Origin of the sequence: Agarivorans sp. QJM3NY_25 (assembly GCF_050870875.2) — a bacterium.
In the GTDB taxonomy this organism is placed as follows: Bacteria; Pseudomonadota; Gammaproteobacteria; order Enterobacterales; family Celerinatantimonadaceae; genus Agarivorans.
The window spans coordinates 120,065-144,742 of the sequence record NZ_CP194041.2 but is presented as its reverse complement, the minus strand read 5'-3'; the positions used below and the strand labels follow the sequence as shown (position 1 = coordinate 144,742).

At 46.5% G+C, this 24,678-nt stretch carries 26 protein-coding genes and 1 pseudogene; 5 read left to right on the top strand and 22 right to left on the bottom strand.

All coding sequences use genetic code 11. The annotated features are described in order from the left end of the window. Positions 1 to 146 precede the first annotated feature (146 nt). Together ACRRSW_RS00680 and dbpA are read left to right on the top strand one after the other, a co-directional pair. On the top strand, positions 147 to 620 hold the full coding sequence (locus ACRRSW_RS00680; protein WP_432460615.1) for an NYN domain-containing protein: 474 nt from the start codon (positions 147 to 149) through the stop codon (positions 618 to 620). A gap of 280 nt (positions 621 to 900) precedes the next feature. Beyond that, positions 901 to 2,289, top strand: a complete 1,389-nt coding sequence (gene dbpA / locus ACRRSW_RS00675; protein ID WP_432460614.1) for an ATP-dependent RNA helicase DbpA — start codon at positions 901 to 903, stop codon at positions 2,287 to 2,289. Between the two features lie 74 nt (positions 2,290 to 2,363). Here the strand turns inward: dbpA and ACRRSW_RS00670 are convergent, their stop codons facing one another. Then, positions 2,364 to 2,963 carry a glutathione S-transferase N-terminal domain-containing protein gene (locus ACRRSW_RS00670; RefSeq protein ID WP_432460613.1) on the bottom strand — a complete coding sequence of 200 codons (600 nt, stop codon included), beginning with the start codon at positions 2,961 to 2,963 and terminating at the stop codon, positions 2,364 to 2,366. 1 nt (position 2,964) lies between these two features. Beyond that, entirely contained in the window at positions 2,965 to 3,855 is an 891-nt protein-coding gene (locus tag ACRRSW_RS00665) for a DMT family transporter (RefSeq protein WP_432460612.1), read from the bottom strand. Positions 3,856 to 4,421: 566 nt separating this feature from the next. Here ACRRSW_RS00665 and ACRRSW_RS00660 point away from each other — a divergent pair. Next, a complete protein-coding gene (locus ACRRSW_RS00660) occupies positions 4,422 to 4,622 on the top strand; it encodes a cold-shock protein (RefSeq protein WP_137672498.1) in 201 nt (66 codons plus the stop codon). Positions 4,623 to 4,723: 101 nt separating this feature from the next. On the opposite strand, the gene ACRRSW_RS00655 is transcribed toward ACRRSW_RS00660, so the two are convergent. From ACRRSW_RS00655 to ACRRSW_RS00625, 7 genes and pseudogenes are all read right to left on the bottom strand, one after another. Then, the gene (locus ACRRSW_RS00655) at positions 4,724 to 5,416 is read right to left on the bottom strand and encodes an aspartate/glutamate racemase family protein (protein ID WP_432455128.1); all 693 of its coding nucleotides are present in this window, start codon (positions 5,414 to 5,416) and stop codon (positions 4,724 to 4,726) included. A gap of 23 nt (positions 5,417 to 5,439) precedes the next feature. After that, positions 5,440 to 5,687, bottom strand: a pseudogene (locus ACRRSW_RS00650) (DUF2164 domain-containing protein). Positions 5,688 to 5,689: 2 nt separating this feature from the next. Next, entirely contained in the window at positions 5,690 to 6,223 is a 534-nt protein-coding gene (locus ACRRSW_RS00645) for a GNAT family N-acetyltransferase (RefSeq protein WP_432455130.1), read from the bottom strand. A gap of 291 nt (positions 6,224 to 6,514) precedes the next feature. Continuing rightward, positions 6,515 to 6,982, bottom strand: a complete 468-nt coding sequence (locus tag ACRRSW_RS00640) for a GNAT family N-acetyltransferase (protein ID WP_432460611.1) — start codon at positions 6,980 to 6,982, stop codon at positions 6,515 to 6,517. A 201-nt stretch (positions 6,983 to 7,183) separates the two neighbouring features. Then, a complete protein-coding gene (locus tag ACRRSW_RS00635; protein ID WP_432460610.1) occupies positions 7,184 to 8,395 on the bottom strand; it encodes a quaternary amine ABC transporter ATP-binding protein in 1,212 nt (403 codons plus the stop codon). Beyond that, the gene (locus ACRRSW_RS00630) at positions 8,388 to 9,287 is read right to left on the bottom strand and encodes an ABC transporter permease (protein WP_432455134.1); all 900 of its coding nucleotides are present in this window, start codon (positions 9,285 to 9,287) and stop codon (positions 8,388 to 8,390) included. Before ACRRSW_RS00630 ends, ACRRSW_RS00635 begins: the two co-directional genes overlap by 8 nt. A gap of 58 nt (positions 9,288 to 9,345) precedes the next feature. Further along, on the bottom strand, positions 9,346 to 10,338 hold the full coding sequence (locus tag ACRRSW_RS00625; protein ID WP_432460609.1) for an ABC transporter substrate-binding protein: 993 nt from the start codon (positions 10,336 to 10,338) through the stop codon (positions 9,346 to 9,348). Positions 10,339 to 10,476: 138 nt separating this feature from the next. On the opposite strand from ACRRSW_RS00625, the gene ACRRSW_RS00620 reads away from it, so the two are divergent. Further along, on the top strand, positions 10,477 to 10,968 hold the full coding sequence (locus ACRRSW_RS00620) for a MarR family winged helix-turn-helix transcriptional regulator (RefSeq protein ID WP_432455136.1): 492 nt from the start codon (positions 10,477 to 10,479) through the stop codon (positions 10,966 to 10,968). A gap of 32 nt (positions 10,969 to 11,000) precedes the next feature. On the opposite strand, the gene ACRRSW_RS00615 is transcribed toward ACRRSW_RS00620, so the two are convergent. Both ACRRSW_RS00615 and ACRRSW_RS00610 read right to left on the bottom strand, forming a co-directional pair. Beyond that, positions 11,001 to 11,561 (bottom strand): pyridoxamine 5'-phosphate oxidase family protein, encoded by a 561-nt coding sequence (locus tag ACRRSW_RS00615; protein WP_432455137.1) that lies wholly within the window; start codon positions 11,559 to 11,561, stop codon positions 11,001 to 11,003. A 72-nt stretch (positions 11,562 to 11,633) separates the two neighbouring features. Further along, on the bottom strand, positions 11,634 to 12,104 hold the full coding sequence (locus ACRRSW_RS00610; protein ID WP_432455138.1) for a YaiI/YqxD family protein: 471 nt from the start codon (positions 12,102 to 12,104) through the stop codon (positions 11,634 to 11,636). Between the two features lie 268 nt (positions 12,105 to 12,372). Here ACRRSW_RS00610 and ACRRSW_RS00605 point away from each other — a divergent pair, with 268 nt between their 5' ends. Then, entirely contained in the window at positions 12,373 to 13,719 is a 1,347-nt protein-coding gene (locus ACRRSW_RS00605) for a DEAD/DEAH box helicase (RefSeq protein WP_432460608.1), read from the top strand. 192 nt (positions 13,720 to 13,911) lie between these two features. Here ACRRSW_RS00605 and folE read toward each other — a convergent pair whose 3' ends face one another. The 11 genes from folE to ACRRSW_RS00550 all read right to left on the bottom strand — a co-directional run bounded on the left by folE (position 13,912) and on the right by ACRRSW_RS00550 (position 24,677). Then, entirely contained in the window at positions 13,912 to 14,592 is a 681-nt protein-coding gene (folE, locus tag ACRRSW_RS00600) for a GTP cyclohydrolase I FolE (protein WP_432455140.1), read from the bottom strand. 54 nt (positions 14,593 to 14,646) lie between these two features. Beyond that, a complete protein-coding gene (gene folM / locus ACRRSW_RS00595; RefSeq protein WP_432460607.1) occupies positions 14,647 to 15,384 on the bottom strand; it encodes a dihydromonapterin reductase in 738 nt (245 codons plus the stop codon). Then, positions 15,374 to 15,784 (bottom strand): dihydroneopterin triphosphate 2'-epimerase, encoded by a 411-nt coding sequence (gene folX / locus ACRRSW_RS00590; RefSeq protein WP_432455142.1) that lies wholly within the window; start codon positions 15,782 to 15,784, stop codon positions 15,374 to 15,376. Before folX ends, folM begins: the two co-directional genes overlap by 11 nt. Before the next feature lie 95 nt (positions 15,785 to 15,879). Next, positions 15,880 to 16,431 carry a DUF3833 domain-containing protein gene (locus tag ACRRSW_RS00585; RefSeq protein WP_432455143.1) on the bottom strand — a complete coding sequence of 184 codons (552 nt, stop codon included), beginning with the start codon at positions 16,429 to 16,431 and terminating at the stop codon, positions 15,880 to 15,882. A gap of 78 nt (positions 16,432 to 16,509) precedes the next feature. Next, positions 16,510 to 16,716, bottom strand: coding sequence for a DUF3565 domain-containing protein (locus ACRRSW_RS00580; protein ID WP_432455144.1), 207 nt, complete (start codon positions 16,714 to 16,716; stop codon positions 16,510 to 16,512). A 6-nt stretch (positions 16,717 to 16,722) separates the two neighbouring features. Next, positions 16,723 to 17,154, bottom strand: a complete 432-nt coding sequence (locus ACRRSW_RS00575) for an Lrp/AsnC family transcriptional regulator (RefSeq protein ID WP_432461086.1) — start codon at positions 17,152 to 17,154, stop codon at positions 16,723 to 16,725. Between the two features lie 241 nt (positions 17,155 to 17,395). Then, the gene (locus ACRRSW_RS00570) at positions 17,396 to 20,548 is read right to left on the bottom strand and encodes an efflux RND transporter permease subunit (protein WP_432460606.1); all 3,153 of its coding nucleotides are present in this window, start codon (positions 20,546 to 20,548) and stop codon (positions 17,396 to 17,398) included. A 3-nt stretch (positions 20,549 to 20,551) separates the two neighbouring features. Then, positions 20,552 to 21,706 carry an efflux RND transporter periplasmic adaptor subunit gene (locus tag ACRRSW_RS00565; RefSeq protein ID WP_432455147.1) on the bottom strand — a complete coding sequence of 385 codons (1,155 nt, stop codon included), beginning with the start codon at positions 21,704 to 21,706 and terminating at the stop codon, positions 20,552 to 20,554. Between the two features lie 494 nt (positions 21,707 to 22,200). Continuing rightward, complete coding sequence (locus ACRRSW_RS00560) at positions 22,201 to 23,412, bottom strand: MFS transporter (protein ID WP_432455148.1); 1,212 nt, start codon at positions 23,410 to 23,412, stop codon at positions 22,201 to 22,203. A gap of 3 nt (positions 23,413 to 23,415) precedes the next feature. After that, on the bottom strand, positions 23,416 to 23,856 hold the full coding sequence (locus ACRRSW_RS00555) for a pseudoazurin (protein ID WP_432455149.1): 441 nt from the start codon (positions 23,854 to 23,856) through the stop codon (positions 23,416 to 23,418). A 35-nt stretch (positions 23,857 to 23,891) separates the two neighbouring features. Then, complete coding sequence (locus tag ACRRSW_RS00550) at positions 23,892 to 24,677, bottom strand: ABC transporter ATP-binding protein (protein ID WP_432455150.1); 786 nt, start codon at positions 24,675 to 24,677, stop codon at positions 23,892 to 23,894. Between the last annotated feature and the right edge of the window lies 1 nt (position 24,678).

Genomic DNA, 24,678 nt, shown 5'->3' with positions numbered 1-24,678 from the left:
ACCGAAATACTTTAATATTCAAGCCTTAGCGAATAACCCACAAAACTAATGCTCGCTCTCAATGCCAGTCTCGTCAGTAGGCTTTCGATTGCATCCGACTCAACCAGCCGCTAGTCTAGAGTGCTTGCTATTTGATTGGACTATTTGTGAAAAAAATCGCCCTGTTCGCCGATGTACAGAACATCTATTACACTTGTCGCGAGGCTTATGGTCGGCAATTTAACTATCGTCGGCTTTGGCAACAACTGCAACATCAAGGGGATATCGTCAACGCCTATGCCTATGCCATCGATCGCGGAGATAACCAACAACAAAAGTTTCAAGAAGCGCTAAAACACATCGGTTTTGAGGTCAAACTCAAACCATTTATTCAGCGCCGCGATGGTAGTGCCAAAGGCGATTGGGATGTGGGTATTACCATCGATGTGCTCGAAGCCGCACGCCATGTAGATATGGTGGTGCTGTTGTCTGGAGACGGCGATTTTGCGATTTTGCTAGATAAGCTCTCGGATGACTATACCGTTGAAACGCTGGTATATGGGGTTCCCAGCCTTACCGCACACGCGTTAATCAACTCGGCCAGCGCTTATCAAGCCATCGATCAAGATCTGTTGATCTAACATGTCGAGCAAACCCTGCGGCAAAAACACAAATGCCGCTTAGCTAAGCAAAGTTTGCTTTGTATCGGCAATAATCTGAGCATAATAAGCAATAGTCGGCATCTTTGCTGCTCGCTTATATACTTGATTACTAAGATTATTGGCAATAACGGTTCTCACTAGCGGGCAAAAAATTGCTATTTTTTACCCAATTGTGCGCGGTTTTCAGCTATCATCGCGCCCCCGATGCAATTGCTGCTGCGGTCGACACTTTATTTTCACCCTCGAAGAGGACGCCATTGTGAGCCAAACTGATTTTTCTACCCTTGCCCTGCACCCTGATTTATTAACAAATCTGGAAACCCTGGGTTATTGCTCGATGACGCCAATTCAGGCGCAAAGTCTCCCCCCAATCTTGGCAGGTAAAGATGTGATTGCTCAAGGGAAAACTGGCTCGGGTAAAACGGCTGCCTTTGGTTTAGGCTTACTCAATGCGTTGGAAGTGAAACGTTTTCGAATTCAAACGCTGGTGCTATGTCCTACTCGAGAGTTAGCCGACCAAGTTGCCAAAGAAATTCGTAAGTTAGCTCGCAGTATCCATAACATTAAGGTACTCACGCTGTGTGGAGGCATGCCCTTTGGCCCACAAATTGGTTCCTTAGAACATGGGGCGCATATTGTCGTTGGCACCCCCGGTCGTATTGAAGAACATCTCAGCAAAGGCACTTTACGCTTAGACCACATCAAAAATTTGATCTTAGATGAAGCCGATCGAATGTTAGAAATGGGCTTCCAATCCGCGATCGACGCGATCATTGATTTGGCACCGAGTGAACGTCAAACTCTATTATTTAGTGCTACATTTCCAGAACAAATCGAGAGTATTTCGAAACACATTATGCGTGAGCCGGTTCGCATTGAAGTCGCCAGTACCCACGATGACAGCTCAATATCTCAACATTTTTTCAAGGTCGATGACAACCAACAACGAATGCTGGCCCTGCGTTTACTGTTGTTACAACATCGCCCTAAATCAAGTGTAGTATTCTGTAATACCAAACGGGAAACTCAGGAAGTCGCCGACGAATTACGACAGTTAGGCTTTCATGCCTTAGCATTACATGGCGATTTAGAACAACGCGATCGTGACCAAACACTGGTGCAATTTTCCAATCATAGTGCTTCCATCTTGGTCGCCACCGACGTTGCGGCCCGTGGTTTAGATATTGACGCCTTAGATGCCGTAATTAACTACCAGATTGCCCGTGATGTAGAAATCCATGTGCATCGCATTGGCCGTACTGGCCGAGCAGGTAGTAAAGGGATCGCCTGTTCATTTTATAGCGATAATGAGCATTACAAAGTAGCCTTATTAGAAGACTATTTAGCACGCCCAATCGTCGATGAAGACTTACCGCCAATGACTTTGTTGAATAAGACGCCCCCCCCAGCAACCATGGCCACCCTACAAATTGATGGCGGCAAGAAACAAAAGGTTAGAGCAGGGGATATCCTGGGCGCTCTCACCGGAGAAGATGGTATCGCAGGAGCGCAAGTGGGCAAAATAAACCTATTCGATAACCGCGCCTATGTTGCTGTAGAGCGGGAAGTTTTAAAGCGCGCACGCAAAAAGTTGGAGCACGGAAAAATGAAAGGTCGCTCGTTTCGGGTTCGCCATTTACCCTGCTAAAAGCTGCTGAAGCCAAGTGTACAACTACAGTACACCTGGCTCATTTTAAGCCAAATCTCAAGCCGCCGCGTCCGTTACCAACGCTGAGCGTCGGCCAGCGCATCCTTAAATAGCCGCCACCCAAGTAAGTACTGTTGATAAGCACCCGCAGCACCCTCAAAATCAATCCCGTAATGGTGTAAGCGCTGGGCCATAACCGCATAAAACGCATCCACCGCCCCTGGCTCCCCAAAAGCAAAAGCGGCTCCAAACTGTTGCCAAATCGCTTGCAAGCGCGCCAATTCTTCAGTCAAACCACTACCATCGGGTTGAGTGCTCAGCGGAGCAAACTCAAAGGGAAGCAGAGTCCTGATCCGGCTAAAGCCCGAATGCAACTCGGCTAACAAACTACGACAATAGGCGCGTTGCCTCGGATCGACTGGGAATAACTTCCCAGCCGAACATTCATTCAGGTATTCAACAATGGCCAGCGAATCATGAATACTTAAATCGGATAATTGCAGCACTGGTACCAAGCCGTTCGCCGAATACTTTGCCAAAACCTCTCGGTAACCCACTTCGCCCAAGGCGATTACCTTTAGATCGAACTCAAATTCAATCAGTTGTAAACACAAATAAGCTCGAATAGACCAAGTCGAGCCACGCCCCACCACCAGATTTAGAGAACGGGTCATTTTATTTCCTTATTGAGGGAGACCGTTGCCGCCCCGCAAAAATAGTCAGTAGAATACCGCCTAACACCAAACTTGCCGATAGTACAAAACTTGGATCCAAAGACTCATTGGCAAATACCCAGCCACCACTCGCGGCAATAATCGGGACCAGTAACTGTACGACTGCGGCTTGGCTTGCCGATAAGCCCGCTAAGGCAATATACCAAATCCAATAGCCTAAACCGGAAGCAATCGCACCAGATAACAAGGCCAATAATAGCGCTTCGCTACTGATGATTTTTATTGAGCTCAAGTAAGGGATTAGCAGTAATAAAAAAGGCAGACTACGCAAAAAATTAAATGTGGTATCCACTCGAGGACGAACAGAATCTCGGCCTTTAAGACTATATAAACCCCATGCAATCCCGGCGACGGCCATTAAACTAAAACCTAATGGCGAAATCTGCAGACGCTCATTGGAAGGGATCAATAACCATAGCAAACCACTAAAGGCCAAAATAACGCCCAATAACTCCGCCAAATGTAAACGCGCACCTTTGAGTACCGCCATCCCAATCATGCTCAATTGCACCGCAGCAAATAGGATTAAGGCACCAATACCGGTATCGAGATAAAGATAAGCAAAAGAAAAACAACTTGCATAAATGAATAACAAACCGCCCGAGTACCAACTTCCGCGCGCACCCTCAGTATTTTTTCTAGACTGCATACCCAGCAATAAACTCAGCATTAATGCGCCAGAAAATAAGCGCACACTGGTAAAGGCTGCAGCATTCATCTGTTGTTCCGCTAAAGCCAAGCGGCATAAAACTGAATTACCCGCAAAAGCAATCAAAGCGATGATGGTGGCCACGCTAGTTTGCCAACGGGAGGACCATTTAAACACAGGCATACTCTCAATCAAACGGGATATGAGTCAGCATACTGGAGTTCGACTCGTGGATAAATCTTCACCTCTGTTCTATCTCAGAAGTCATCATCAGACAAGCTCACTAAAGCGCCTTAGCTCGAACAAAAAATACATCCAAATAACACCAGCCCGTAAATGATCACTATCCATATCAATCATGGCGGATCGCCCTCAAGCAACGTCACCAGAGAATGAAACCTTAAAACTGTAAACAATCAGTGCCATAAATGAAATTTTAATGACAAGATTGGCACAATAAGCGAGCTACAGCCAAGCAGTACGCGCTTCCAGGCGAGATAATCCAGTAATATTGCTTATAAACTACTCGAAACAGATCGAGAAGATCACACATTCACCTTTACATTGCCCCAATATAAGTTACACTTCTGCTCGCTGGTAAAGGTTACAGCGGATATTTATGCCCCATACAATTGCATGATTTTCGGATCATTACTTGTTTGTTCGTCAGTAATTTCTGCATCTTTCGGCACCCTATAATTTGCCCGCTTTTGGCGTAAATTTTATTTATTATATTTTGGAGATTACTCATGGCTACAGGTCGCGTAAAATGGTTCGATGAGCAAAAAGGTTTTGGTTTCATTGAGCGTCCAGACGGAAAAGACGTATTCGTTCACTTCCGTGCAATTAAAAGCGACGGTTACAAAACCTTAGCTGAAGGTCAAGAAGTTCAGTTTGAAGTTGAAGAAGGTCCAAAAGGTCCTCAAGCTGCAAACGTAACTGTTGCCTAAGCTGCTTTTAAGGCATTAGTATCCAATTAGTCTACGATTAATTAGACACTAGCTTTAAGCTAATAAAACGGTCCTTTGGGGCCGTTTTTGTTTTTCTGCCTTTATTCTTCTAAGGCAAATTCTACCGCAGCTGCAACGTGCAAAGCCGTTGTATCATATAGTTTGATCGCAGTGTCTTGCTGTTTCACTAACAAACCAATCTCGGTACAACCGAGGATAATCGCTTCGGCCCCTCGAGCATGCAGCGCTTCAATTTGCTGCAAATAAATCGCTCTAGAAGCTGCCGAAATCATGCCCTGACATAATTCCTGATAAATGATATCGTGAACCAGTGCCATGCCATGCTCATCGGGAACCAATACCTCAAGCTGATGCTCCCGCAGACGACCAGCATAAAAATCCTGCTCCATGGTAAAGCGGGTTCCTAATAAACCTACGCGACGGATCTGGTCTTTGCGCAAACATTGGGCAGTCGCATCGGCAATATGCAGTAATGGAATATCGAGCGCATTCACCACCTGAGGCGCTAACTTATGCATGGTATTCGTAGCAATCAGCAAAAAATCTGCACCTGACGCTTGCACCGCCAAAGCCCCCGCGACCATTTTATCGGCCAAAGCGTCCCAATCACCACGATGTTGCAAAACTTCTATTTCAGCAAAATCGACACTGACTAAATTAATTTTGGCCGAATGTAAGCCGCCCATAGCCTGTTTAATGCCTTGATTGAGTAACTGATAATAACTCAAACTAGACTCCCAACTCATTCCCCCTAAAATGCCAATTGTTTTCATGATGACGCTTCACTCCTCATCCATTACCACTTAGTGGGTTTCTCAATTTCATACAGTGCATCGCTGATGCTATCAACTCGACTCTGTACCACTGTTTGGGCGTCTTGCAAACCTTGGTTATAATAGAATGCGCCAAGCTCTTCGGAGAAAAATCGAGCAAAAACTCAGCATCAAACTGGCCTATCTCGAGATTCAGCTGTTGCTCACAATATGCTTGGACCTTAGCGACCAAAATATCTTTGTGTTGTTTAGAAAAACTAATTTCAGACATGGTTAAGGTTCCAGATCCGTACTTGCTTCTAGCTGCAGCAGTTGTTGTTCGGTTTTAATATGTCGCTGCCAGTAAGCAACGCTGATCCAAGTCCCAAATTTGCGTCCAACCCGTTCAATTTCAGCCACATTTTTAAAACCCAAAACTTGGTGCAAGCCAATGCTGGCAGGATTAGGCAAGGATATTCCAGCTAAAATAGTAGCCACAGGATAATCTTTCAGGGTCTCAATGAGTTGCTGATAAAGTGCTCGACCGACACCTTGACCAGCAGCATCCGCGGCAACATAGATCGAACTTTCTACTGAAAAACGATAGGCACTGCGCTCCTTCCAAGGACTCACGTAGGCATAAGCCAAGACCTTATCCTGCCCTTGATAAACTAAACAAATAAAACGCTGGGTAATTTTTTCGATGCGCTGACTGAAATCCTCCAAACTCACTTCATGTTCTTCAAAGGTAGCAACTGAATTACGTATATAATGGTTATAAATGGCACACATTTGCGCCAAATCCTGCGGTTCAACGCTTCGTATCATGACGACTCCAAAGACTTAAAAGCCAGATAATAAAGTCACAATTTAAACAAAGCACCTCACAATCACAAGCAAAGTACCTTCAATAGGGTAACGCAGAGCAATCCAAGCCGCTATTCACTGACTTTACTAACAAAAAGCAGGTTGGCTAAATGGCTTCTGCTACATGAACAGTGAAGAAGGAGAAATCTGGAGTGGCATATTAGAAATCATCAATTTAGATGAAGTACTGGCCCTAGCTTAAACACCACAACAAACACGCTGGTGATTCATCACTGGCGTGTTTCTCACGACTCAGGCGGATATAAAATTTTTATCTGCATTCATTGCTAGGGACTTTAGCATCCACACATCACAGCCATCATGAATGCTACCGCAAAAGGGCTCCACTAATCGTTTAAATCCCAAAGAAGTGTATAAGTGAATTGCCGACTTCATGCTACTCAAGGTACCTAAATAGCACTGTTGATAAGCTTGCTCCGTCGCAAATTGAAGACAATGCAGCGCTAAAGCCTTCCCAATCCCCCGGCCACGATAGTGCGCTGATACAAATAGCTTGCGTAGTTCACAGCTGCCATTCGCTGGATCCAAGCAAGCAATACCACCGCATCCAGCGACCTGACCATCGACCAAAGCGACCCAATAACCTGCTTTTGGCTGACGATAGTGCTGGCTCATGAACTTCACTTCTACGTCGGAAGGACCAAATCCCTCCCCCACAGCGCCAAACTCCAAGCCTGCATGCTCGATAATTTGGCTCACTTCCAGATCATGATTTGCCGCGATTGGCACAATACTAAAACTCTGGACTACATTCTCCCGTAGACTCAGTATGACCAAACTTAGGGCATTATCTTGGATAGTGAGCGGTAATCTCGAACCTACAAATTCCCAAGTTCAACAGCCCCTAGTAAAACAGAAGCCATATTCGGAGAACAGTACCTGTAGTTGAACGAGAAGACTTTATTTTACCGAACTCGCTTCAGAATCCGAGTCGGCAAATACCTCTGCCACCGAGCGACGGGTAAGCTCGCCCTTTAAGTTCCCTTCATCATCAACCACTGGCAGCGAATAACTCGTTTCTAAAGAATCGGTGAGCACACTCTCAATCGCCGCATCCGGAGAAATTGTCGGGACATCTTGATATTCACATTCACTCGACGTAAAGCAGGCATCACCATGGGTTTTCGAGGCAGCCTCCAATGCGTCTTGGGTGACGATTCCTTGATAACCCTCCTCCGTCACGTGATAGGCATAGTCGCCTTTGATCTTTTTCATCTGCATCAAGGCTTCACTAATGGTATCGGCAGTAATTCGACGCGCGGGAGGCTGCATAACCGTCTCCACTGTTAAGGCTCGAGCACGGTTCACATCTTTCACGAAGGCTTCTACATAATCGGTGGCCGGATTCAATAAGATATCGTCTGGCGTGCCCTGCTGCACCACTTCTCCATCTTTTAAAATTGCGATCCGATCTCCCAGACGCAAGGCCTCATCCAAGTCATGAGTAATAAAGATGATGGTTTTATGCAGGCTTTCTTGTAACTCGATCAACTGATCTTGCATCTCGCTACGGATCAAAGGGTCTAAGGCAGAAAAGGCTTCATCCATCAACAAGATTTCAGCATCGGTACACAAGGCCCGCGCCAAACCAACCCGCTGCTGTTGTCCTCCCGATAACTGTGAGGGATATTGTTGCTCATAGCCACTTAAACCGACGGTATCTAGCCATTGCTGCGCCTTCGCCAAACGTTGTTCTTTAGCAAGCCCCTGCACCGTTAAACCATAGGCGACATTTTCAATCACACTGCGATGAGGCATTAAACCAAAACGTTGAAAAACCATCGACATTTTATGGCGACGGAAGTCCTGCAACTGCTTAGGGCTTAACTTCATCACGTCGGTGCCTTCAATACTAATCACCCCTTTAGTCGGGTCTATCAGACGATTAAAATGACGAATTAAGGTCGACTTCCCGGAGCCAGAAAGCCCCATAATTACGAAAATTTCACCCTGTTTGATCTCTAAATTAATATCCTTCAAACCTAGAGTATGGCCAGTTTCAGCGAGGATTTCGTCCTTAGACTTGCCAGCCTCAACCATCGACATCACTTGCTTCGCATTTTCCCCAAACAACTTATATAAGCCTTCAATCTTAATTAGCGACTTAGTCATGTTTGAGTCCTTGTAAATGCGCTTGAGTACGCTTGGCATAAGCCTGAGAGGTCCGGTCGAAAATAATTGCCAGCGCAACAATTGCCAGTCCATTGAGTAGACCTAGAGTAAAATACTGATTCGTAATCGACTTCAGTACGGGTTGGCCTAAACCCTTCACCCCAATCATGGAAGCGATCACCACCATCGATAAAGCCATCATAATGGTTTGGTTTATACCCGCCATAATCGTTGGCATCGCCAAGGGTATTTGCACCCCAAATAACCTCTGCCAAGCGTTAGCGCCGTAGGCCGTGGCCGCTTCCAAAACCTCTTTATCTACTAAACGGATCCCCAAATTAGTGAGGCGAATGACCGGAGGAATACCATAAATAACCACGGCGATAACACCTGGAATCTTACCAATACCCAACAACATCACCACCGGAATCAAGTACACAAAGGCTGGTAGCGTCTGCATCACATCAAGCATTGGGGTGATGATGGCTTGCGCACGATTAGAGCGCGCCATTACGATCCCAATGGGGATCCCTAAAGCAATCGCCAGCATGGTGCAAACGGTAATAATACTCATGGTACGCATCATGTCTTCCCACATACCAAAATATCCCACCAGCAATAGCGATACCACGCTGCCGATCACCAGTTTCCAAGAACGGCTGGCCAGATAAACTAACACCGCGCAAACCAATAAAACTAACCACCATGGTGTGTTGATAAGTAATTTTTCGAACCACACTAAAAATTGTAGTAAGGGATCGAAAAACGACTCAATGGCCTCGCCATACTCTCGGGAAAAACTTCGATATGCCCCATCTAGGCCTTTGCGTATCATAATAAGATCGGCTCGGCTCATTTGTGGAAAGCTATCCAGCCACGACGAATCCGCCATAAAACTACCTCTTAATAAATGAAAAAGGCCAGCTGAGGCTGGCCTATAAAACAATCAATTACATACTCGCTAGCGCTTGACTAACTTTTGCAGCCACTTCGGGTGAAACCCAAGCTTTCCAAGTCTCTGGAAATTCGCTTAAGAAATGATACATAGCAGCATCACCATCAGCTTGATTGTCTTCCATCCATGACAATAATTGATTCATTTGGGCATTACTAAACGCTCGCTTAGTAATATATCCATAAGCTTGTGGTGCTTTGCTGGCAAAACTTTCGGTCGTCACCGAGTACACCGCAGAAGGTGGGTACATCGTCACTTTAGGATTAACGCAGTCTTCTTGTGTGGTGCAGCTCAAAAACTCTTGCTCATCGATATCACTACCAAGGTCAACTTTGACCATCTTGTACTTTCCCAATACCGCCGTAGGTGCCCAATAATAACCAAACCAACCCTGCTTGCGTGCATAGGCTTTTGCGATAGAGCCAGATAAACCAGCACCCGAACCAGGATCAATTAATTCAAAGCCCGACTTTTCTAGCGCCAAAGCAGTAAATAGATGCCCAGATGAAATTTGGCAATTCCAGCCCGCCGGACATCCATAAAATCCCCCAAGTTCTTTACTTTCAGGATGTGGGAATAAATCGGCATGTTGCTTAATGCCTTCGATAGTGGCCAGTTCAGGGTATTGGTCAACCATATATTGTGGAACCCAAAAACCTTCTTCTCCGCCATCGGAGAGCGAACGTCCAGCAAAACGAATGCGTTTTTCGGCGACCCCGCGTTCCAAGGCATCCTTGGCCGAGTTGGTCCACAACTCTGGCGCAATATCAGGTTCGCCTTTTTCAATCATCGAAACTGTGGTTGGCATTGTATCACCAGGAACTAGCTCCGCTTCACAGCCATACCCCTGCTCAAGGATAAACTTGTCTACATTGGCGATCAGCGATGCAGAACTCCAATTCATATCGGCAATGGTTACACTGCCACAATCCTCTTCTGCCTGAACAAAACCACAGACTAACAGCAATGCTGCGTATCTAAATTTCATGATTATTTCCTTCCTTGATGCCTCAGTTAGTGGCGCTAATAATACATCTCTAATAATTAGAGTTCAAACGAATAGCTGAACATACCCTGTAGGCTAAGTATGGGATATACTAGGCAAAAATCAAAAAGCTCGGTGACCATGGAAAAATCAGCGTACTGGCAAGATGTTCTCATCTCGCTTCGAAAAATTATCCGCGCGACTGACTTACAGTCGAAACGCATTGTAAAAGCCTGTGGCTTAACAATTCCTCAAGTGATGGTCCTCAGGGCAATTGAAGAATTAGGCACAGTAACGGTAAAGCGGCTATCTGACCAAGTCTCGTTAAGCCAGGCCACGGTTACCACCATCCTGAATCGCTTGGAAGAACGGCTGCTTATTGAACGCGTTCGTAGCGCGACCGATCGACGCATCGTCAACCCACGGCTCACCGAGCGAGGCATGGACATATTAACCACGGTTCCACCGCTATTACACGAGCAATTTATTAAGCGTTTTGAAAATTTGAACGACTGGGAAAAAACTCAGATCTTATCCTCGTTACAACACGTTGCAGCGATGATGAATGCCGAAGAAATTGATGCGTCCCCATTATTAGACATTGAAGCACCAAATAAAGAACTACAACGTTAAAAATTACTTACAGCTCAAATGATAATTTGAGCTTAAGTGGCTGGCTTAGATAAGTTGACAATATGGGTAGCCACGCCATCGAGACTGCGTTGATTTTTCTTAGCCCAATACTGTTCAATACCTCTTTCGCCTTGTTTTTCAGCCCACGAACTTAACTCATCTCGCGGTCCCACAAAGTCAAAAAATGGGACTGATAGACCACAAGAACCTTGCACCATCTCTATCTCTAGCAAGAATATTTGGCGAGCGCCTGCTTGTGCAGGAAACATCGAGATATAGTCTTGCCAAGCCTCATCAGCACGGTGAATAGCCGTCGCCTGACCATATAAACGAAGGATCAACGGTTTCCCCTGAAAGGCGCAAAACATCACTGTCATCCGAGGCAGCTGCTGCACATGGGCTGCGGTTTCGTTACCACTACCAGTCAAGTTAAGCCAAAGCACTTGTTGCGAATTGAGTACCCGAAAAGAATCCATTCCCTTGGGTGAAACATTCACTTTGCCTTGTGCGGCTGCCGTGGCAACAAAAAATAGCTGTTGTTGCTCAATAAACTCAATATGCTGATGACTCATCGACACAAACTGCTTTCCCATTTGCTCCTCCTTTTCATATTTGCTATCAAAATCAACGCTGAAACGAGTCAACTATAATATCGCGACTGACACTCACGATGGCTTCGTCGGCGACTCGCGCAGGTAACGAGCCAAAATTCTATCAAGGTGACTGGCAAAAGCCTTTCGATCCGATTGATTCATCGCCGCAGGGCCTCCTGCATGCATCCCACTGGAACGCAAGGTATCCATAAAGTCCCGCATATTCAGCCGCCCTTTAATATTATTTTTCGTATACAGTTCACCCCGTGGACTCAGGGCTTGCGCTTGCTTACTAATCACCTCGTCGGCTAAAGGAATATCAGCGGTAATTACCAAATCCCCCGGTGCTACCCGCGCCACAATTTCATTATCCGCGACATCAAAACCTGCACTAACCTGAATACTGCTAATCAGCTTCGAAGGCGGCGTGTTAATATATTGATTAGCCACTAAAATCAACGGTAATTGCATACGTTCGGCAGCCCGAAACAGAATCTCTTTAATCACCACCGGACAGGCATCGGCATCAACCCAAATTTTCATACTGTAACTATCTTCCTTACTTCACTTAATAGTTTTCACTATGCCTAAAATCTGCTCAATTACAAGCCAAGCTCCCATCAACAGCGACCAACGCGACTCCATCAAGCCGGGGAAAACAAGACAGAGTCGGTTGCGGCTGCCATAATCAATGGCAAAACCTTGCATCAGTAACTGCAAGGATGGCGCTCTTGGCGAACTTGCTGTAAGCTGCACGCCCAGCCAATTCGGCGGCCATGTTTTAACCACTTACCACAAGAGACAATTTTCTATGAGCTTTGATTCCCTGGGTTTATCCAAACCCCTTCTTGAAGCCGTTGCCGAACAAGGCTACGACACACCTTCAGCCATTCAAACCAAAGCTATTCCTGTGATTTTAGAAGGTAAAGACATCATGGCAGCCGCGCAAACCGGTACCGGTAAAACCGCCGGCTTCACTTTGCCGCTGTTAGAAATATTATCCAAGGGGCCAAAAGCCCGAGCCAATCAGGTGCGAGCGCTAGTATTAACGCCCACCCGCGAGTTAGCGGCTCAAGTTGGTGAAAGTGTCGCCACTTACGGTAAGAACTTACCTTTAAGCTCTACCGTGGTATTTGGTGGGGTTAAAATTAACCCGCAAATGCAAAAACTACGTCGTGGCGCCGATGTCTTAGTGGCAACGCCAGGCCGTTTACTCGATTTATACCAGCAAAATGCCTTTCGCTTCCAACAACTGGAAGTCATCGTATTTGATGAAGCTGACCGGATGTTGGACATGGGCTTCATCCATGACATTCGAAAAATTCTGGCTTTATTGCCCAAACAGCGTCAAACCTTAATGTTTTCAGCGACTTTCTCCAATGAAATTCGCACGCTAGCCAAGAGCTTGGTAAAAGATCCGGTCGAAATTTCTGTGACGCCGCGTAATGCGGCAGCCAAAACGGTCGAGCAATGGATCGTGCCTGTTGATAAAAGCAAGAAGTCAGGCTTATTGACCCAACTCATCAAACAAAATGACTGGCAGCAAGTTTTAGTATTTAGCCGAACCAAGCATGGAGCGAATCGCTTAGCCAAACATCTGGAACAGCGAAACATCAGTGCAGCGGCAATTCATGGTAATAAAAGCCAGGGTGCACGCACCAAAGCTTTAGCCAACTTTAAAAGTGGTGAAGTAAGAGTCTTAGTCGCCACCGACATCGCGGCGCGCGGCTTGGATATTGACCAACTGCCACAAGTGGTCAACTTTGATTTACCGAATGTATCTGAAGACTATGTACATCGCATCGGTCGAACGGGTCGCGCAGGCGCGACTGGTCAAGCCATCTCATTGGTCTGTGCCGATGAAGTTGCCGATCTGAGTGGTATCGAGCGCTTAACTGGAGCACTATTGGAGCGTAAAGAAGTGGCCGGTTTTGAGCCGAGTGTCGTGCTACCACCGACTCGCTTAGACGGTCGCCCAATAAAACCGAAAAAACCCAAAAAACCGAGAAATCCACGCGTTGAACACCAAGACGGACAACGCTCGAGTGAAAATGCCCGCGGCAATAAGCCAGTTGGGAAAAATCGCCGACATACTGGTGGTACAGCCAAGAGTAAACGTTTCGCGAAACCTGCAAGCAGTACTTCAGGCAATAAATAAACTGAATGTTCCCCTGTTGTAATAGGCAATAGGGGAAAACACCTTCACCAAGGTGCCTTGAACAGCAACGCTGAATTTTGCTTTAAAATGAAGCGTTGTTTAGACATCCCCCATGTCATACATCACCCTGCTTTGGGCTGCTTCATCAGTCAAATCAAAAATAGCGGTAAAATTAATCACTAAATCCGGGCCTTAGGCCAAGAACTCTCTACGCGTGGATTGACTCGACTTAAATTGACCACCAAAAGCAGAGGTTTGGGTAGAAGAACTTGCATCCATCACCCCTCGCGCCTTCACGCAAAAATGGGTCGCGACCATCGAAACCGCCACATCTTCGGTGCCTAATAGGCTTTGTAGAGCAACTAAAATTTGCTGGGTTAAACGCTCCTGCACCTGCGGACGCTGGGCAAAGAAACGAACAATACGATTAATTTTCGACAAACCAATGATGTTATCTTTGGGAATATACGCCACTTTCGCCAAACCATCGATGGTCACAAAATGATGTTCACAGGTACTGGTAAAGGAAATGTCGGCAACTTTCACCATTTCTTCCACCGCCATTTTATTCTCAATGATGCTAATTTTGGGAAAACGCGAATAGTCCAAGCCTGAGAACACTTCATCCACAAACATTTTAGCAATCCGATGCGGAGTTTCCGCCAAACTATCATCACGAAGATCCAAACCCAGAGTACTCACCACCTCAGTTAATGAAGCCTTTATTTTTTGGTACTTTTGCTCGTTGCTTAACTGATTTTCTAGCAAGGGGGTTTCGATACCTCTTGCAATCAAGGCTTGGCGTACTTGAATTGCCTCCGGTGACAAGCAAGCGTCTTTGCTAAATTTTTTTTCGGCTAACGCTACTTTCATAATCACTTCCTTTAGATTGTCTTGATAGGTCAAGCCCATGCAGGGCTATTCACATTAAACGAGGTGACGACCGCCGTCTAAAGCAATGCAGCGACCCGTTAAATATTGACTGTTCATAATAAAATTCACCGCGGCGACCGCTTCAGTCGCGCCGCCTTCTTTCGCCATCAGCGATTTGGCCGATGCCTTACGACGATACGCTGCGTCATCGTGCTGATTAAACATCAATAACGAAGGCGCAATGCTATTAACTTTCACGGCAGGCGCGAGCCGAGCAGCAAAAGAGAGACTCAAGTTGGCCAGACCAGCTTTACTGGCAGCATAGGCGATATGTTTGGCACTGCCTTTTTCTGCCACATAATCCGTTAAATGAATAATATCGCTGGTCTCGCCAGTTTGATGCTGTTGATTTAATAGACTTTCGAAGGCCAAATTCATCTGATACGGAGCCGTCACATGCACACACCACATCTGACGCATCAACTCATGTTCATCGTCTAAAGCTGCATTTTTTAACCACTGCGAAGCGTTATGGATCACCGCCCGCAACACCGAATAATGGTTTAACACATAAGTAATAAAACTTTGAATACCGGCATCTTGGCTAAAATCGGCCGCCACACAGTCCGCCCCCAGTTCACGTAGCTCGGCAACACCAGCGGTTTCACTACGGTAGCTAATCAGAAGCGGATAGCCCTGAGCTAACAAGTCTTTAGCAATGCTTAATCCGAGTCGCTGTCCAGCACCAGTAATCAAAACTGGCGCGTGAATTTCACTAACCTTAATCGGCATTACGAGTGCCCGATAGAGTCACCGATACCGAATCGGCAAACCGCAAGGCATGCGGTTTATCCACCGTAATCCGTGCGTTAATCACTCTTGGTTCACTCATCGCCAGATTCAGCAAATCGGCACATAATTTTTCGAGCAGTCTGAAATGCCCCTGCTCCACATGGGCAATCATCGCTTTGGTGATCAGCTTGTAGTTCAGCGCCAAATCTTCACTATCCGCGACACAGGCTTGGCTAGCCTGATAACGAATTTCTGCGTTAATCACCACATCTTGTTGTTTACTCAGCTCTTCTTGATTAAAACCAATAAAGGTACGAAGCCGCAAATTAGTAATCGTAATCAGGGCAGGATCTAAACTAAAACTGCTCGCCAGAGGCGCTAGATTAGACACATTCGACATCCAATTCTCTCTTATTAAATGATGCTATTCATAATACCTAGTCTAGTTTACTAGAAATTAACAAGGTATTTACTTTATTTAATTAGCTTTTGTGCTCAAGGCAGCTTCTGGATCACCAAGCTCACAGAGCCAAGCGTAAAACCAAATTTACTGATTTGCGATTCGTTAATGATGGTACGCGGGTTCACCAAATACATTTTGTCCTTCACATTAACGTCCAAAGGCTTCCCTTGGTATTGCAAACTTAATACATATTCCATAAACAACGCATTGCCGGAGATCCGCATGCTTGCTGGTTGACTCACATCATTAGCACTGGCGAGGTAACCACCATCTTCCTGCGGCTGTAAAGTCCATATCCGCCGTTGTCGTTCCCCATCATCAAATTCGAAGTGTTCGTCAAGTGTTCCCTGCCCCTGCTCATCCCAACGGGCCTGCATGCTAACATTAAAATAGCGGATTAATTCACCATCTCGGTTTTTTACAATACCATGGGCGGTTAACTCACCATTGAAAAAATCTTTCAGTATCAATTGTGGGTGGTTTGCAGCATAAGCACCCACATCATCACGAGCACAACCGAATAGGCCAGCCAGTAAAACGATGAAAAGTAAATAGCGTCGATGTCTGCCTTGCGCCAATCGCATAACAATCTACCTTGCAGCCTAATCCTATGCTTATAACGGGGAAACAACTGAAAACGATCGATGAAATTGAAATAATGATTAAATCCAATCGGCAGGAACCGATTTGAGGCATTTGGTACAGTACAAGGTTTGACCTAGGCGACTTAAGCGAGCGTGATGATCGAACACCCAAGCACGATTTTGCCATGGTGGCTGATGCCGTAAATGCTGGCTATGGCCACAGGCGAGTTTTGCAATCCAATGTTGCTGCTCATCCAGATGAAAGCCCACAATCACTTGATCCATATGAAGTTAACGATTAAACATTTCGCGTAATACCATGTGAGTGCGAACCATCACCATTTTTTCCATCTGCTCCAGCTGCAGACGAATCGCCTCTAAACGAGCCATCGACTCCACCTCAACATAGAGCAACATATCCACATCGCCACTGATCGACTGACAACGTTTGATTTCAGGAATTTTTCGCATAAACGCCGCGTAGGCTTCACAATGATGTTCGTTATAACGTAATTCAAAATGCGCTGCAATCAACGGTGACTGGTCGCCATACCCAAGCTCTGCATGATAACCCTTAATGATCCCATGCTTTTCTAAATTATGGATCCGTTCAGCGGTCGCCGAACGCGACAGGCTCACTTCACGGGCAACTTGACTCACCGGCATACGGGCATTATCTACCAACAACGCAACAATCTGTTGATCAAATTTATCCAAAAACATCATTCCATCATATCAGCACCAGCAAATGTTATAGCAGGCTCTTTGACCGTACTCAACAATCAAACACAGGGAAATCGACTCCTACACGCTGGCGAGCGTCATCAACGACCCGCGAGAAATTTATCCATGGCTATCGTTTTCGCATAAAAAAACACCATCAGCCAAGCTGATGGTGTTGAAACATGTCGAACAAAATTGGCTTAAAGCACTATCAATTCCAATAAGCGCGCGGCCTACTCGATTAATTATCCTCTGTAGTCTGCTCAATTCCCGCTGTTTGCTGAATAGTGTTTGGCTGGGTACGAAATAGACGCATCACCAAAACAAAGAACACTGGGACAAAAAATATCGAGAGTACCGTGGCTGAAATCATACCACCAACAACCGCCCAACCAATCGCGTTACGGCTAGCAGCCCCAGCACCAGAACTTAAGGCCAAAGGTAATACTCCTAAAATAAAGGCCATAGAAGTCATGATAATTGGGCGTAAACGCATCCGACAAGCTTCTACGGTCGCAGCGATAAGGTCCATCCCTTGGTCATATTGTGCTTTCGCAAACTCAACAATCAGAATGGCATTTTTCGCCGACAATCCCACCGTTGTTAATAGCCCAACTTGGAAATACACATCATTGGATAAGTGATGGAAAGTTGCAGCAATAATTGCCCCAAAAATCCCTAGTGGCACCACCATTATCACCGAGAATGGTACACTCCAACTTTCATATAAGGCCGCCAAAGAAAGGAATACGATCAACAAGGAGATCGAATATAGCAAGGCCGAGTTCGCCCCACTTTGCTTCTCTTGGTAAGACACGCCATTCCAAGCTAAACCCACTCCCTGCGGCAACTGACTTACAATCGCTTCAATCGCATCCATCGCGTCACCAGTACTCTTACCCGGCGCTGCCGCACCTTGAATATTAAGCGCTGGTGACCCATTAAAGCGCTCTAAACGTGGTGAACCATAGCTCCAATGAGTGCTTGCAAATGCGCTAAACGGCACCATTTCATGGTTGGCATTACGAACATGCCATAACAAGAAATCGTCTGGGTTCATACGAAATGGCGCATCTGCTTGAACATATACTTTTTTAACCCGCCCATTATCAATGAAATCATTCACATAATTAGAACCCCAAGCGGTTTGCAAAGAGCTATTGATGTCACTCACCGCAACGCCCATTGACATGGCTTTTTCATAATCAATCTCAATTCGAAATTGAGGGGCATCTTCCATGCCGTTAGGTCGCACCGCGTTTAAATTCGGATTATTAGCAGCCATCCCCAGTAACTGATTACGCGCCTGGATCATTTTTTCGTGACCTAAATTACCTTCATCAATCAGGTAAGCATCAAAACCACTGGCGGTGCCTAATTCAGGGATTGGCGGTAAATTAAAGGCAAATATCGAGGCTTCTTTCACCTGAGATAAAGCCCCCCAAGCTCGACCTATAATCGCCTTCACCGATAGCCCTGGATTGGTACGCTGATCCCAATCCTTCAGCTTCACGAAAGTCATCGCCATATTCTGACCACTGCCCGCGAAACTAAAACCAGCCACCGAGAACACCGACTCCACGGCGTCCTTTTCACCCTCGAGAAAGTGCCCCCGAACCTTATCCAATACTGCCATGGTCCGCTCACGAGTAGCACCAGTAGGTAGTTGAATCATCGCCATCAATACCCCCTGATCTTCCTCGGGAAGAAATGACGTTGGCAATTTATTCCACAGCGAAGCCAAGGCAGCAATCACCGCAATATAAACGATCCCATAGCGGATTTTTTGATGTACACCACGTTGCACTACCCCTCGATATTTTTGGGTACTGGCATTAAAGCCTTGGTTAAACCAGGCTAAAGGCCCACGTTTAGGGGTATGCGCGCCTTCACTGACCGGCTTTAACAACGCTGCACATAGCGCCGGGGTTAACACCATCGCAACGATCACCGATAACACCATGGCCGAAACAATCGTTAAAGAAAACTGTCGATAAATCGCGCCTGAAGCGCCCCCAAAGAAGGCCATTGGTACAAATACTGCGCTCAACACCAGAGCAATCCCCACCAGTGCACCAGTAATTTGTCCCATCGATTTTCGCGTGGCATCACGCGGAGACAAGCCTTCTTCGGCCATCACCCGTTCCACGTTCTCAACCACCACAATCGCATCATCGACCAACAAGCCAATCGCCAGAACCAAGCCAAACATGGTTAAGGTATTGATCGAGAAGCCAAATGCCGCCATCACTCCAAAAGTTCCCAATAATACAACAGGAACCGCAATAGTTGGGATCAAGGTCGCCCGAAAGTTTTGGAGGAACAAGAACATCACCAAGAATACCAATGCAATGGCTTCAAAGAGCGTTTGCACGACCTCTTCAATAGAAATTCTGACAAATGGCGTGGTGTCGTAGGGATATACCACTTCCAAGGATTCAGGGAAAAATTTCTGCAACTCAGCAACTTTTGCTGTCACCGCTTCGGCAGTATCCAAGGCATTCGCCCCACTAGCCAAAGTAATCGCCAAGCCAGTTGCATAGTGGCCATTATAACGCGCCACCGAAGCATAGCTTTCCCCTCCCAGCACCACTCTCGCAACGTCTTCTAAGCGGATTTGCGAGCCATCGCTATTTACCTTTAATAGAATGTTTTCAAACTGCTTCACCGATGACAAACGCCCTTGCGCGGTCACGGTCACATTCAGCTGCTGACCCGGCACCGAAGGAGCGCCGCCTAATTCACCCACCGATACCTGGGTGTTTTGCGCGCTAATAGCGTTGGTCACATCAACTGGCGTTAAACTATATTTATTCAGCTTATGTGGATCGAGCCAGATACGCATAGCATGTTGAGAACCAAATACCTGCAGTTCACCAACCCCTTCGGTTCGACTCAAAGGATCTTTCACCTTAGAGACGACATAATCCGCCAAGTCGATATTGTTCATGCTACCGTCTTTGGAATAAAAGCCGATCACCATCAAAAAGCTACTGGATGATTTGGCAACCGAGATCCCTTGATTCACCACTGCAGTCGGGAGTAAAGATTCCGCCACACTAAGCTTATTTTGAACCTGTACTTGCGCAATATCTGGATCGGTGCCTGACGCAAAGGTCAAGGTGGTAGAGAAGCGTCCCGAAGAATCACTGGTCGATGACATGTACAATAAATTATCAATACCATTCATGTTTTGTTCGACAATTTGCGTCACACTATCTTCTACGGTTTGTGCCGAAGCGCCTGGATAATTCCCAGAAATACTCACCGCTGGCGGAGCGATTGTCGGATATTGCGCCACCGGTAGTGACGTAATCGATAACACCCCTGCTAACATAATAACAATGGCAATTACCCATGCAAAAATGGGCCTATCAATAAAAAAACGAGCCATAGTTTACTGTCCTTCATCAAGTGCTAAGATATTCAGCTGCACTGCACTTCCGGGTTTCACTTTTTGTAGGCCATTCACGATCACCTGATCGCCCACACTTAAGCCAGCATCAATCAACCACTGAGTCCCCACCACTCGAACTGCATCAACCACTTGATCTTCAACTACATTTTTTGAATTCACCAACATCACATGAGCGCGTCCGGTCACATCCCGGCTAACCGCCCGCTGCGGCACCAGAATCGCTTCAGCACGAGTCTCGGTGGGGACTTCGGCCCGAACATACATGCCTGGTAATAACAACAAATCGGGGTTAGGTACCAAGGCGCGAAGATTCACCGTGCCTGTTTCTTGGTCTACACTCACATCCGCAAATTGCAAGCTTGCTGGTTCTGCTACTGGTGTCCCATCGTCCAGCGACAACTGAATCGCACCCAGTGTTTTTTCGCCCAGAGGATGATTACTGCGTAGTTTCATCAAATCAGAGCTAGACTGAGAAATGTCTACATACAAAGGATCCAGCTGTTTAATCACCGCCAAATAAGTTGTTTGATTTGCGGTCACTAAGGCTCCTTCAGTCACCGCCGACAAGCCAATACGACCCGAGATAGGGGCCTTAATCTTGGTATAATCTAAATTAATTTGCGCCGATTTAACCGCCGCTTTAGCTGACATAATCGATGCCACCGCCTCACGATAACTCGCTTGGGAATCTTCGTAAGTTTGTTGACTGATCGCTCGTTTTTTTATCAAAGCTTGATAACGATTCAGCTGTAGCTCTGCTCTTTCGAGTACCGCTCGCGCTGAAGCAAGCGTCGCTTGAGCACTATCTAACGCGACCTCATAGCTTGCAGGGTCAATTTGAAATAACACATCACCTTTTTTGACCGTGCTGCCTTCAACAAACAAGCGTTGCAAAACAATCCCTTCCACCTGTGGCCGAACTTCTGCAACCCGAAAAGCACTGGTGCGACCCGGAAGACGGGTTGCTAACTCTATAGGCTGGGTTTTGATGACAACCGCATCGACAGTAACCGCAGGCATCGCTGGAGCCGCTGCAGGTTTCGCCTTGGTTGTTTCAGTGTCACAAGCAAGAAGGGAAAACGCCACCGCTAAACCGAGCAAAGTAAAACGGAATGATTTAAATACTTTAGTCATGCATAAATCTCCTGACTGCAAAAATGGCTGAATACTTGCTCGACGCAACATGCGCCTAAGCCTTAATTAGGAACTAAATACTCACTGCAAGCCTGTAATTACAGTAGATATTGAGTCATTTGAATGAGCGAATGGTGTGTGAATGAGAACAAAATTGATTAGCAAACCACCATAGTGCTTAAGCTTTAATCTTTCTGTCGTGTTTTTGTCATCAAAGTCGAAAAAGCTAAGAGTTAATGACTGAAAATTTCGTCAAAAACTATCTAAATCCTTGCCCTCTACTCCATATAAAATTAACTAAAATAATGATTTTTATATCTTTGACTTTAAATAGATATAAAATTTACATTTCTTTGCAATAGGCAACTACGGCTTAAGCAACACTCGGAATGCTAATGACGAGCGCTCATTTATAGTCGTGGCGGTTAGCACACCACAATCAAGTCATTCGCCATGCTGATCCTGCCAAATCAATCACCAATCCACCTCTAGCACTAAGGTAAATGACGAACCTGTCGATACAGGCCAAAGCCCGAGCAACAACCGATCAACGCAAGCCCGAGCCAAACCGACTGGCGCGGTAAAGCATCGACGTCTAACAACCAACCCACTGCAACGTTACCAAGCAAAGCCACAACCCCGCCAATACAGGCGTATAAACCATAATGGCTGGCCAGCTCAGCTGCGCTGCAAAAACGGGCCACATACGAGCCCAGTAGGGGTAAAACCAGCATCGAGCCGAAACTAAACATCACCGCATAAGCGATAAAATTGGCGGCCTGCCAAGAAGATACACTGACTAAAAACCACAAAAAGGACAGGCCCATTAGGGCTAAACCGATGCCCATCGCCGCGGCCGGACCAATATTTCGAGCCACCCAACGACTGATGGGCATCTGTAAGCCAATACCCAGTGCCGAAGAGGTCATAAATACCCAAGTGATCACATCTGAATTCAGGCCGCGCATTTGCACCTCATTGGGTAGTGCCAAATACAATTGATGAAACAACAACTGAAAGGCGCAGGCAAAGCCAATAAAGCCCATGAAATGCCGATGCTGTAACATCGACCGCCACTGCAACCAAAAAGGCTGGGCTCCCTGCTCACGATTTGCCTGAGCCGCTAATTTGGGTAGGTAGCGCCATTGGATCAAAAACAAAATCGCAAAAATCGCGGCGGCAGAGCAGCCAACCCACATAAAATTTTTGGCGACCAAAAGAATGCCCAGCAAGGGACCTAACAACATGCCCGCTTCACTGGTCCAGTTTTGCAGCGCAAAAATCCGGTCTCGACGCGCCAGATCGGGCGCCTCATAAGCCAGATAGGCGTTGCTGGATGGGGTAAAGAGCGCTCCGGCAAACCCCGTAAAAAAGGCGCCGAGTAACAACCAGGGAAGGCTTTCGGCGACGCCTAATAGAGCAAAACCAGCCACCCGTACCACGCAGCCAGCCAGAATTAGGCGCTTGTAACCGAAATAATCGCCGAGAGTGCCCCCCACCAGAAACATGCCCTGCTGACTAAATACCCGCAAGCCAATCACCAGACCAACGTACCAAGGCGACAAACCAAGCGAACGCTGTAAATGATCTGCCAGATACGGCAATAACATATAGAAGCCAAGATTAAAGCTAAAGCCATTAATCACCAATACACGACTGGCAGCTGACAAGCCTTGCCAGTCGGCCAGCAAATGATTTGCTTTCATCGACTATTTGATCTGGGCAACAACAGCATCCACTCGCTCTGGGCTGAGTGCCACTTTAGCACGTAAACGCGGATATTTTTGTTCAAAGGTGGCTTTATTCACCGCCTCACCAACCTGAATCAACCCTACCATGCCCATCATTAAATGCGGTGGGCAGTAATACAAAAACAATCCCTGTTGCTCCAGCGTAATGGTATAAGCTTGATCCATTTTAGAGGCCCAGCCCGACGCGCCCTCCGGCACCACATAAGACTTAACAAAATGTCCTGACTGGCTGGGAACAAAAGTAACGCTGTCGCCAACTTCCGCCTGCAAAAATGCGGGCTCAAATACCATCGAACCAGCGTCCCCATAACTCAACATTTTAACCTGCCATTCCTTTGCCGACAGCGGACTGACAGACAAGCATGCCAACAGGGCCAAAACAAGGTATTTACTCGACATCTTCATTTCCTTCGATCGATTTTATTTGATGGTTTTTATCCGTGAACGGCTGCGTGACCGGGCCGTCGCGTTCGAATAAACGGCGCCCCTAAACTGTCCAGTTGAATGTCTACTTTTACCCCGTACACTTTATCAATTAGCTCTGGATACAAAATATCTTTTGGTGCCCCCTGAGCAATCAAGTGACCATCTTTCAACACCAATAAGTTGTCGGCATACTGCGCCGCCAGATTAAGGTCATGCAGGATCATCAGTGAAACCCAGTGCTTGGCTTTGGTTTGCTGATCGAGATGGTTCAGTAGCACTTGCTGAAAATGCAGATCCAAAGCGCTCACCGGCTCATCCAGCATTAAAATCTTAGGCTGACGCATCAAAGCCTGAGCGAACAAAACCATCTGGCATTGGCCGCCACTCAAGGTTCGCACATCGCGATTTGCCAAGTGCAATAAACCAATGGCGTCCAGAGCCTGTAAGGCTTGCTCGAGCAAGGAATCGTCTAGTTTGAGGGAAAGTGCACTCATTTTTCCCAACAGCACCACCTCTAAGGCACTCAAACCCACATCCAGACGAATATCCTGCGGCATATAGCCAAACTGCTGGCGCCAAGGATTCAGGTTGGACTTGGTCAACCGGGTATGCTCAAACAGTACTTCTCCGCCTTGTGGCTGAATGTCACCAAACAAGGTTTTTAGCAAGGAACTTTTACCGGTCCCATTGGGGCCGATAATCACATGGGTCTTTCCGGCAGCCAGCGAAAAGCTAAGACGATCAGCCAACACTAAGTCATCAAATGCCAGAGATAATTCACGGACTTCCAGCATG

Bases quoted from the DNA above. Each gene is read 5' to 3' on its own strand.
- ACRRSW_RS00580 (WP_432455144.1), bottom strand. From the start codon at position 16,716: ATGGATCAAGTGATTGTGGGCTTTCATCTGGATGAGCAGCAACATTGG.
- ACRRSW_RS00665 (WP_432460612.1), bottom strand. From the start codon at position 3,855: ATGCCTGTGTTTAAATGGTCCTCCCGTTGGCAAACTAGCGTGGCCACC.
- ACRRSW_RS00605 (WP_432460608.1), top strand. From the start codon at position 12,373: ATGAGCTTTGATTCCCTGGGTTTATCCAAACCCCTTCTTGAAGCCGTT.
- ACRRSW_RS00615 (WP_432455137.1), bottom strand. From the start codon at position 11,561: ATGGGAAAGCAGTTTGTGTCGATGAGTCATCAGCATATTGAGTTTATT.
- ACRRSW_RS00570 (WP_432460606.1), bottom strand. From the start codon at position 20,548: ATGGCTCGTTTTTTTATTGATAGGCCCATTTTTGCATGGGTAATTGCC.
- ACRRSW_RS00630 (WP_432455134.1), bottom strand. From the start codon at position 9,287: ATGGCGGATTCGTCGTGGCTGGATAGCTTTCCACAAATGAGCCGAGCC.
- ACRRSW_RS00655 (WP_432455128.1), bottom strand. From the start codon at position 5,416: ATGAAAACAATTGGCATTTTAGGGGGAATGAGTTGGGAGTCTAGTTTG.
- ACRRSW_RS00670 (WP_432460613.1), bottom strand. From the start codon at position 2,963: ATGACCCGTTCTCTAAATCTGGTGGTGGGGCGTGGCTCGACTTGGTCT.
- ACRRSW_RS00645 (WP_432455130.1), bottom strand. From the start codon at position 6,223: ATGATACGAAGCGTTGAACCGCAGGATTTGGCGCAAATGTGTGCCATT.
- ACRRSW_RS00555 (WP_432455149.1), bottom strand. From the start codon at position 23,856: ATGTCGAGTAAATACCTTGTTTTGGCCCTGTTGGCATGCTTGTCTGTC.
- folM (WP_432460607.1), bottom strand. From the start codon at position 15,384: ATGCCGATTAAGGTTAGTGAAATTCACGCGCCAGTTTTGATTACTGGT.
- ACRRSW_RS00550 (WP_432455150.1), bottom strand. From the start codon at position 24,677: ATGCTGGAAGTCCGTGAATTATCTCTGGCATTTGATGACTTAGTGTTG.
- ACRRSW_RS00560 (WP_432455148.1), bottom strand. From the start codon at position 23,412: ATGAAAGCAAATCATTTGCTGGCCGACTGGCAAGGCTTGTCAGCTGCC.
- ACRRSW_RS00565 (WP_432455147.1), bottom strand. From the start codon at position 21,706: ATGACTAAAGTATTTAAATCATTCCGTTTTACTTTGCTCGGTTTAGCG.
- ACRRSW_RS00585 (WP_432455143.1), bottom strand. From the start codon at position 16,431: ATGCGATTGGCGCAAGGCAGACATCGACGCTATTTACTTTTCATCGTT.
- ACRRSW_RS00660 (WP_137672498.1), top strand. From the start codon at position 4,422: ATGGCTACAGGTCGCGTAAAATGGTTCGATGAGCAAAAAGGTTTTGGT.
- ACRRSW_RS00620 (WP_432455136.1), top strand. From the start codon at position 10,477: ATGGAAAAATCAGCGTACTGGCAAGATGTTCTCATCTCGCTTCGAAAA.
- ACRRSW_RS00575 (WP_432461086.1), bottom strand. From the start codon at position 17,154: ATGTTTTTGGATAAATTTGATCAACAGATTGTTGCGTTGTTGGTAGAT.
- folX (WP_432455142.1), bottom strand. From the start codon at position 15,784: ATGTCGAATGTGTCTAATCTAGCGCCTCTGGCGAGCAGTTTTAGTTTA.
- ACRRSW_RS00635 (WP_432460610.1), bottom strand. From the start codon at position 8,395: ATGACTAAGTCGCTAATTAAGATTGAAGGCTTATATAAGTTGTTTGGG.
- folE (WP_432455140.1), bottom strand. From the start codon at position 14,592: ATGAAAGTAGCGTTAGCCGAAAAAAAATTTAGCAAAGACGCTTGCTTG.
- ACRRSW_RS00625 (WP_432460609.1), bottom strand. From the start codon at position 10,338: ATGAAATTTAGATACGCAGCATTGCTGTTAGTCTGTGGTTTTGTTCAG.
- ACRRSW_RS00610 (WP_432455138.1), bottom strand. From the start codon at position 12,104: ATGAAAATTTGGGTTGATGCCGATGCCTGTCCGGTGGTGATTAAAGAG.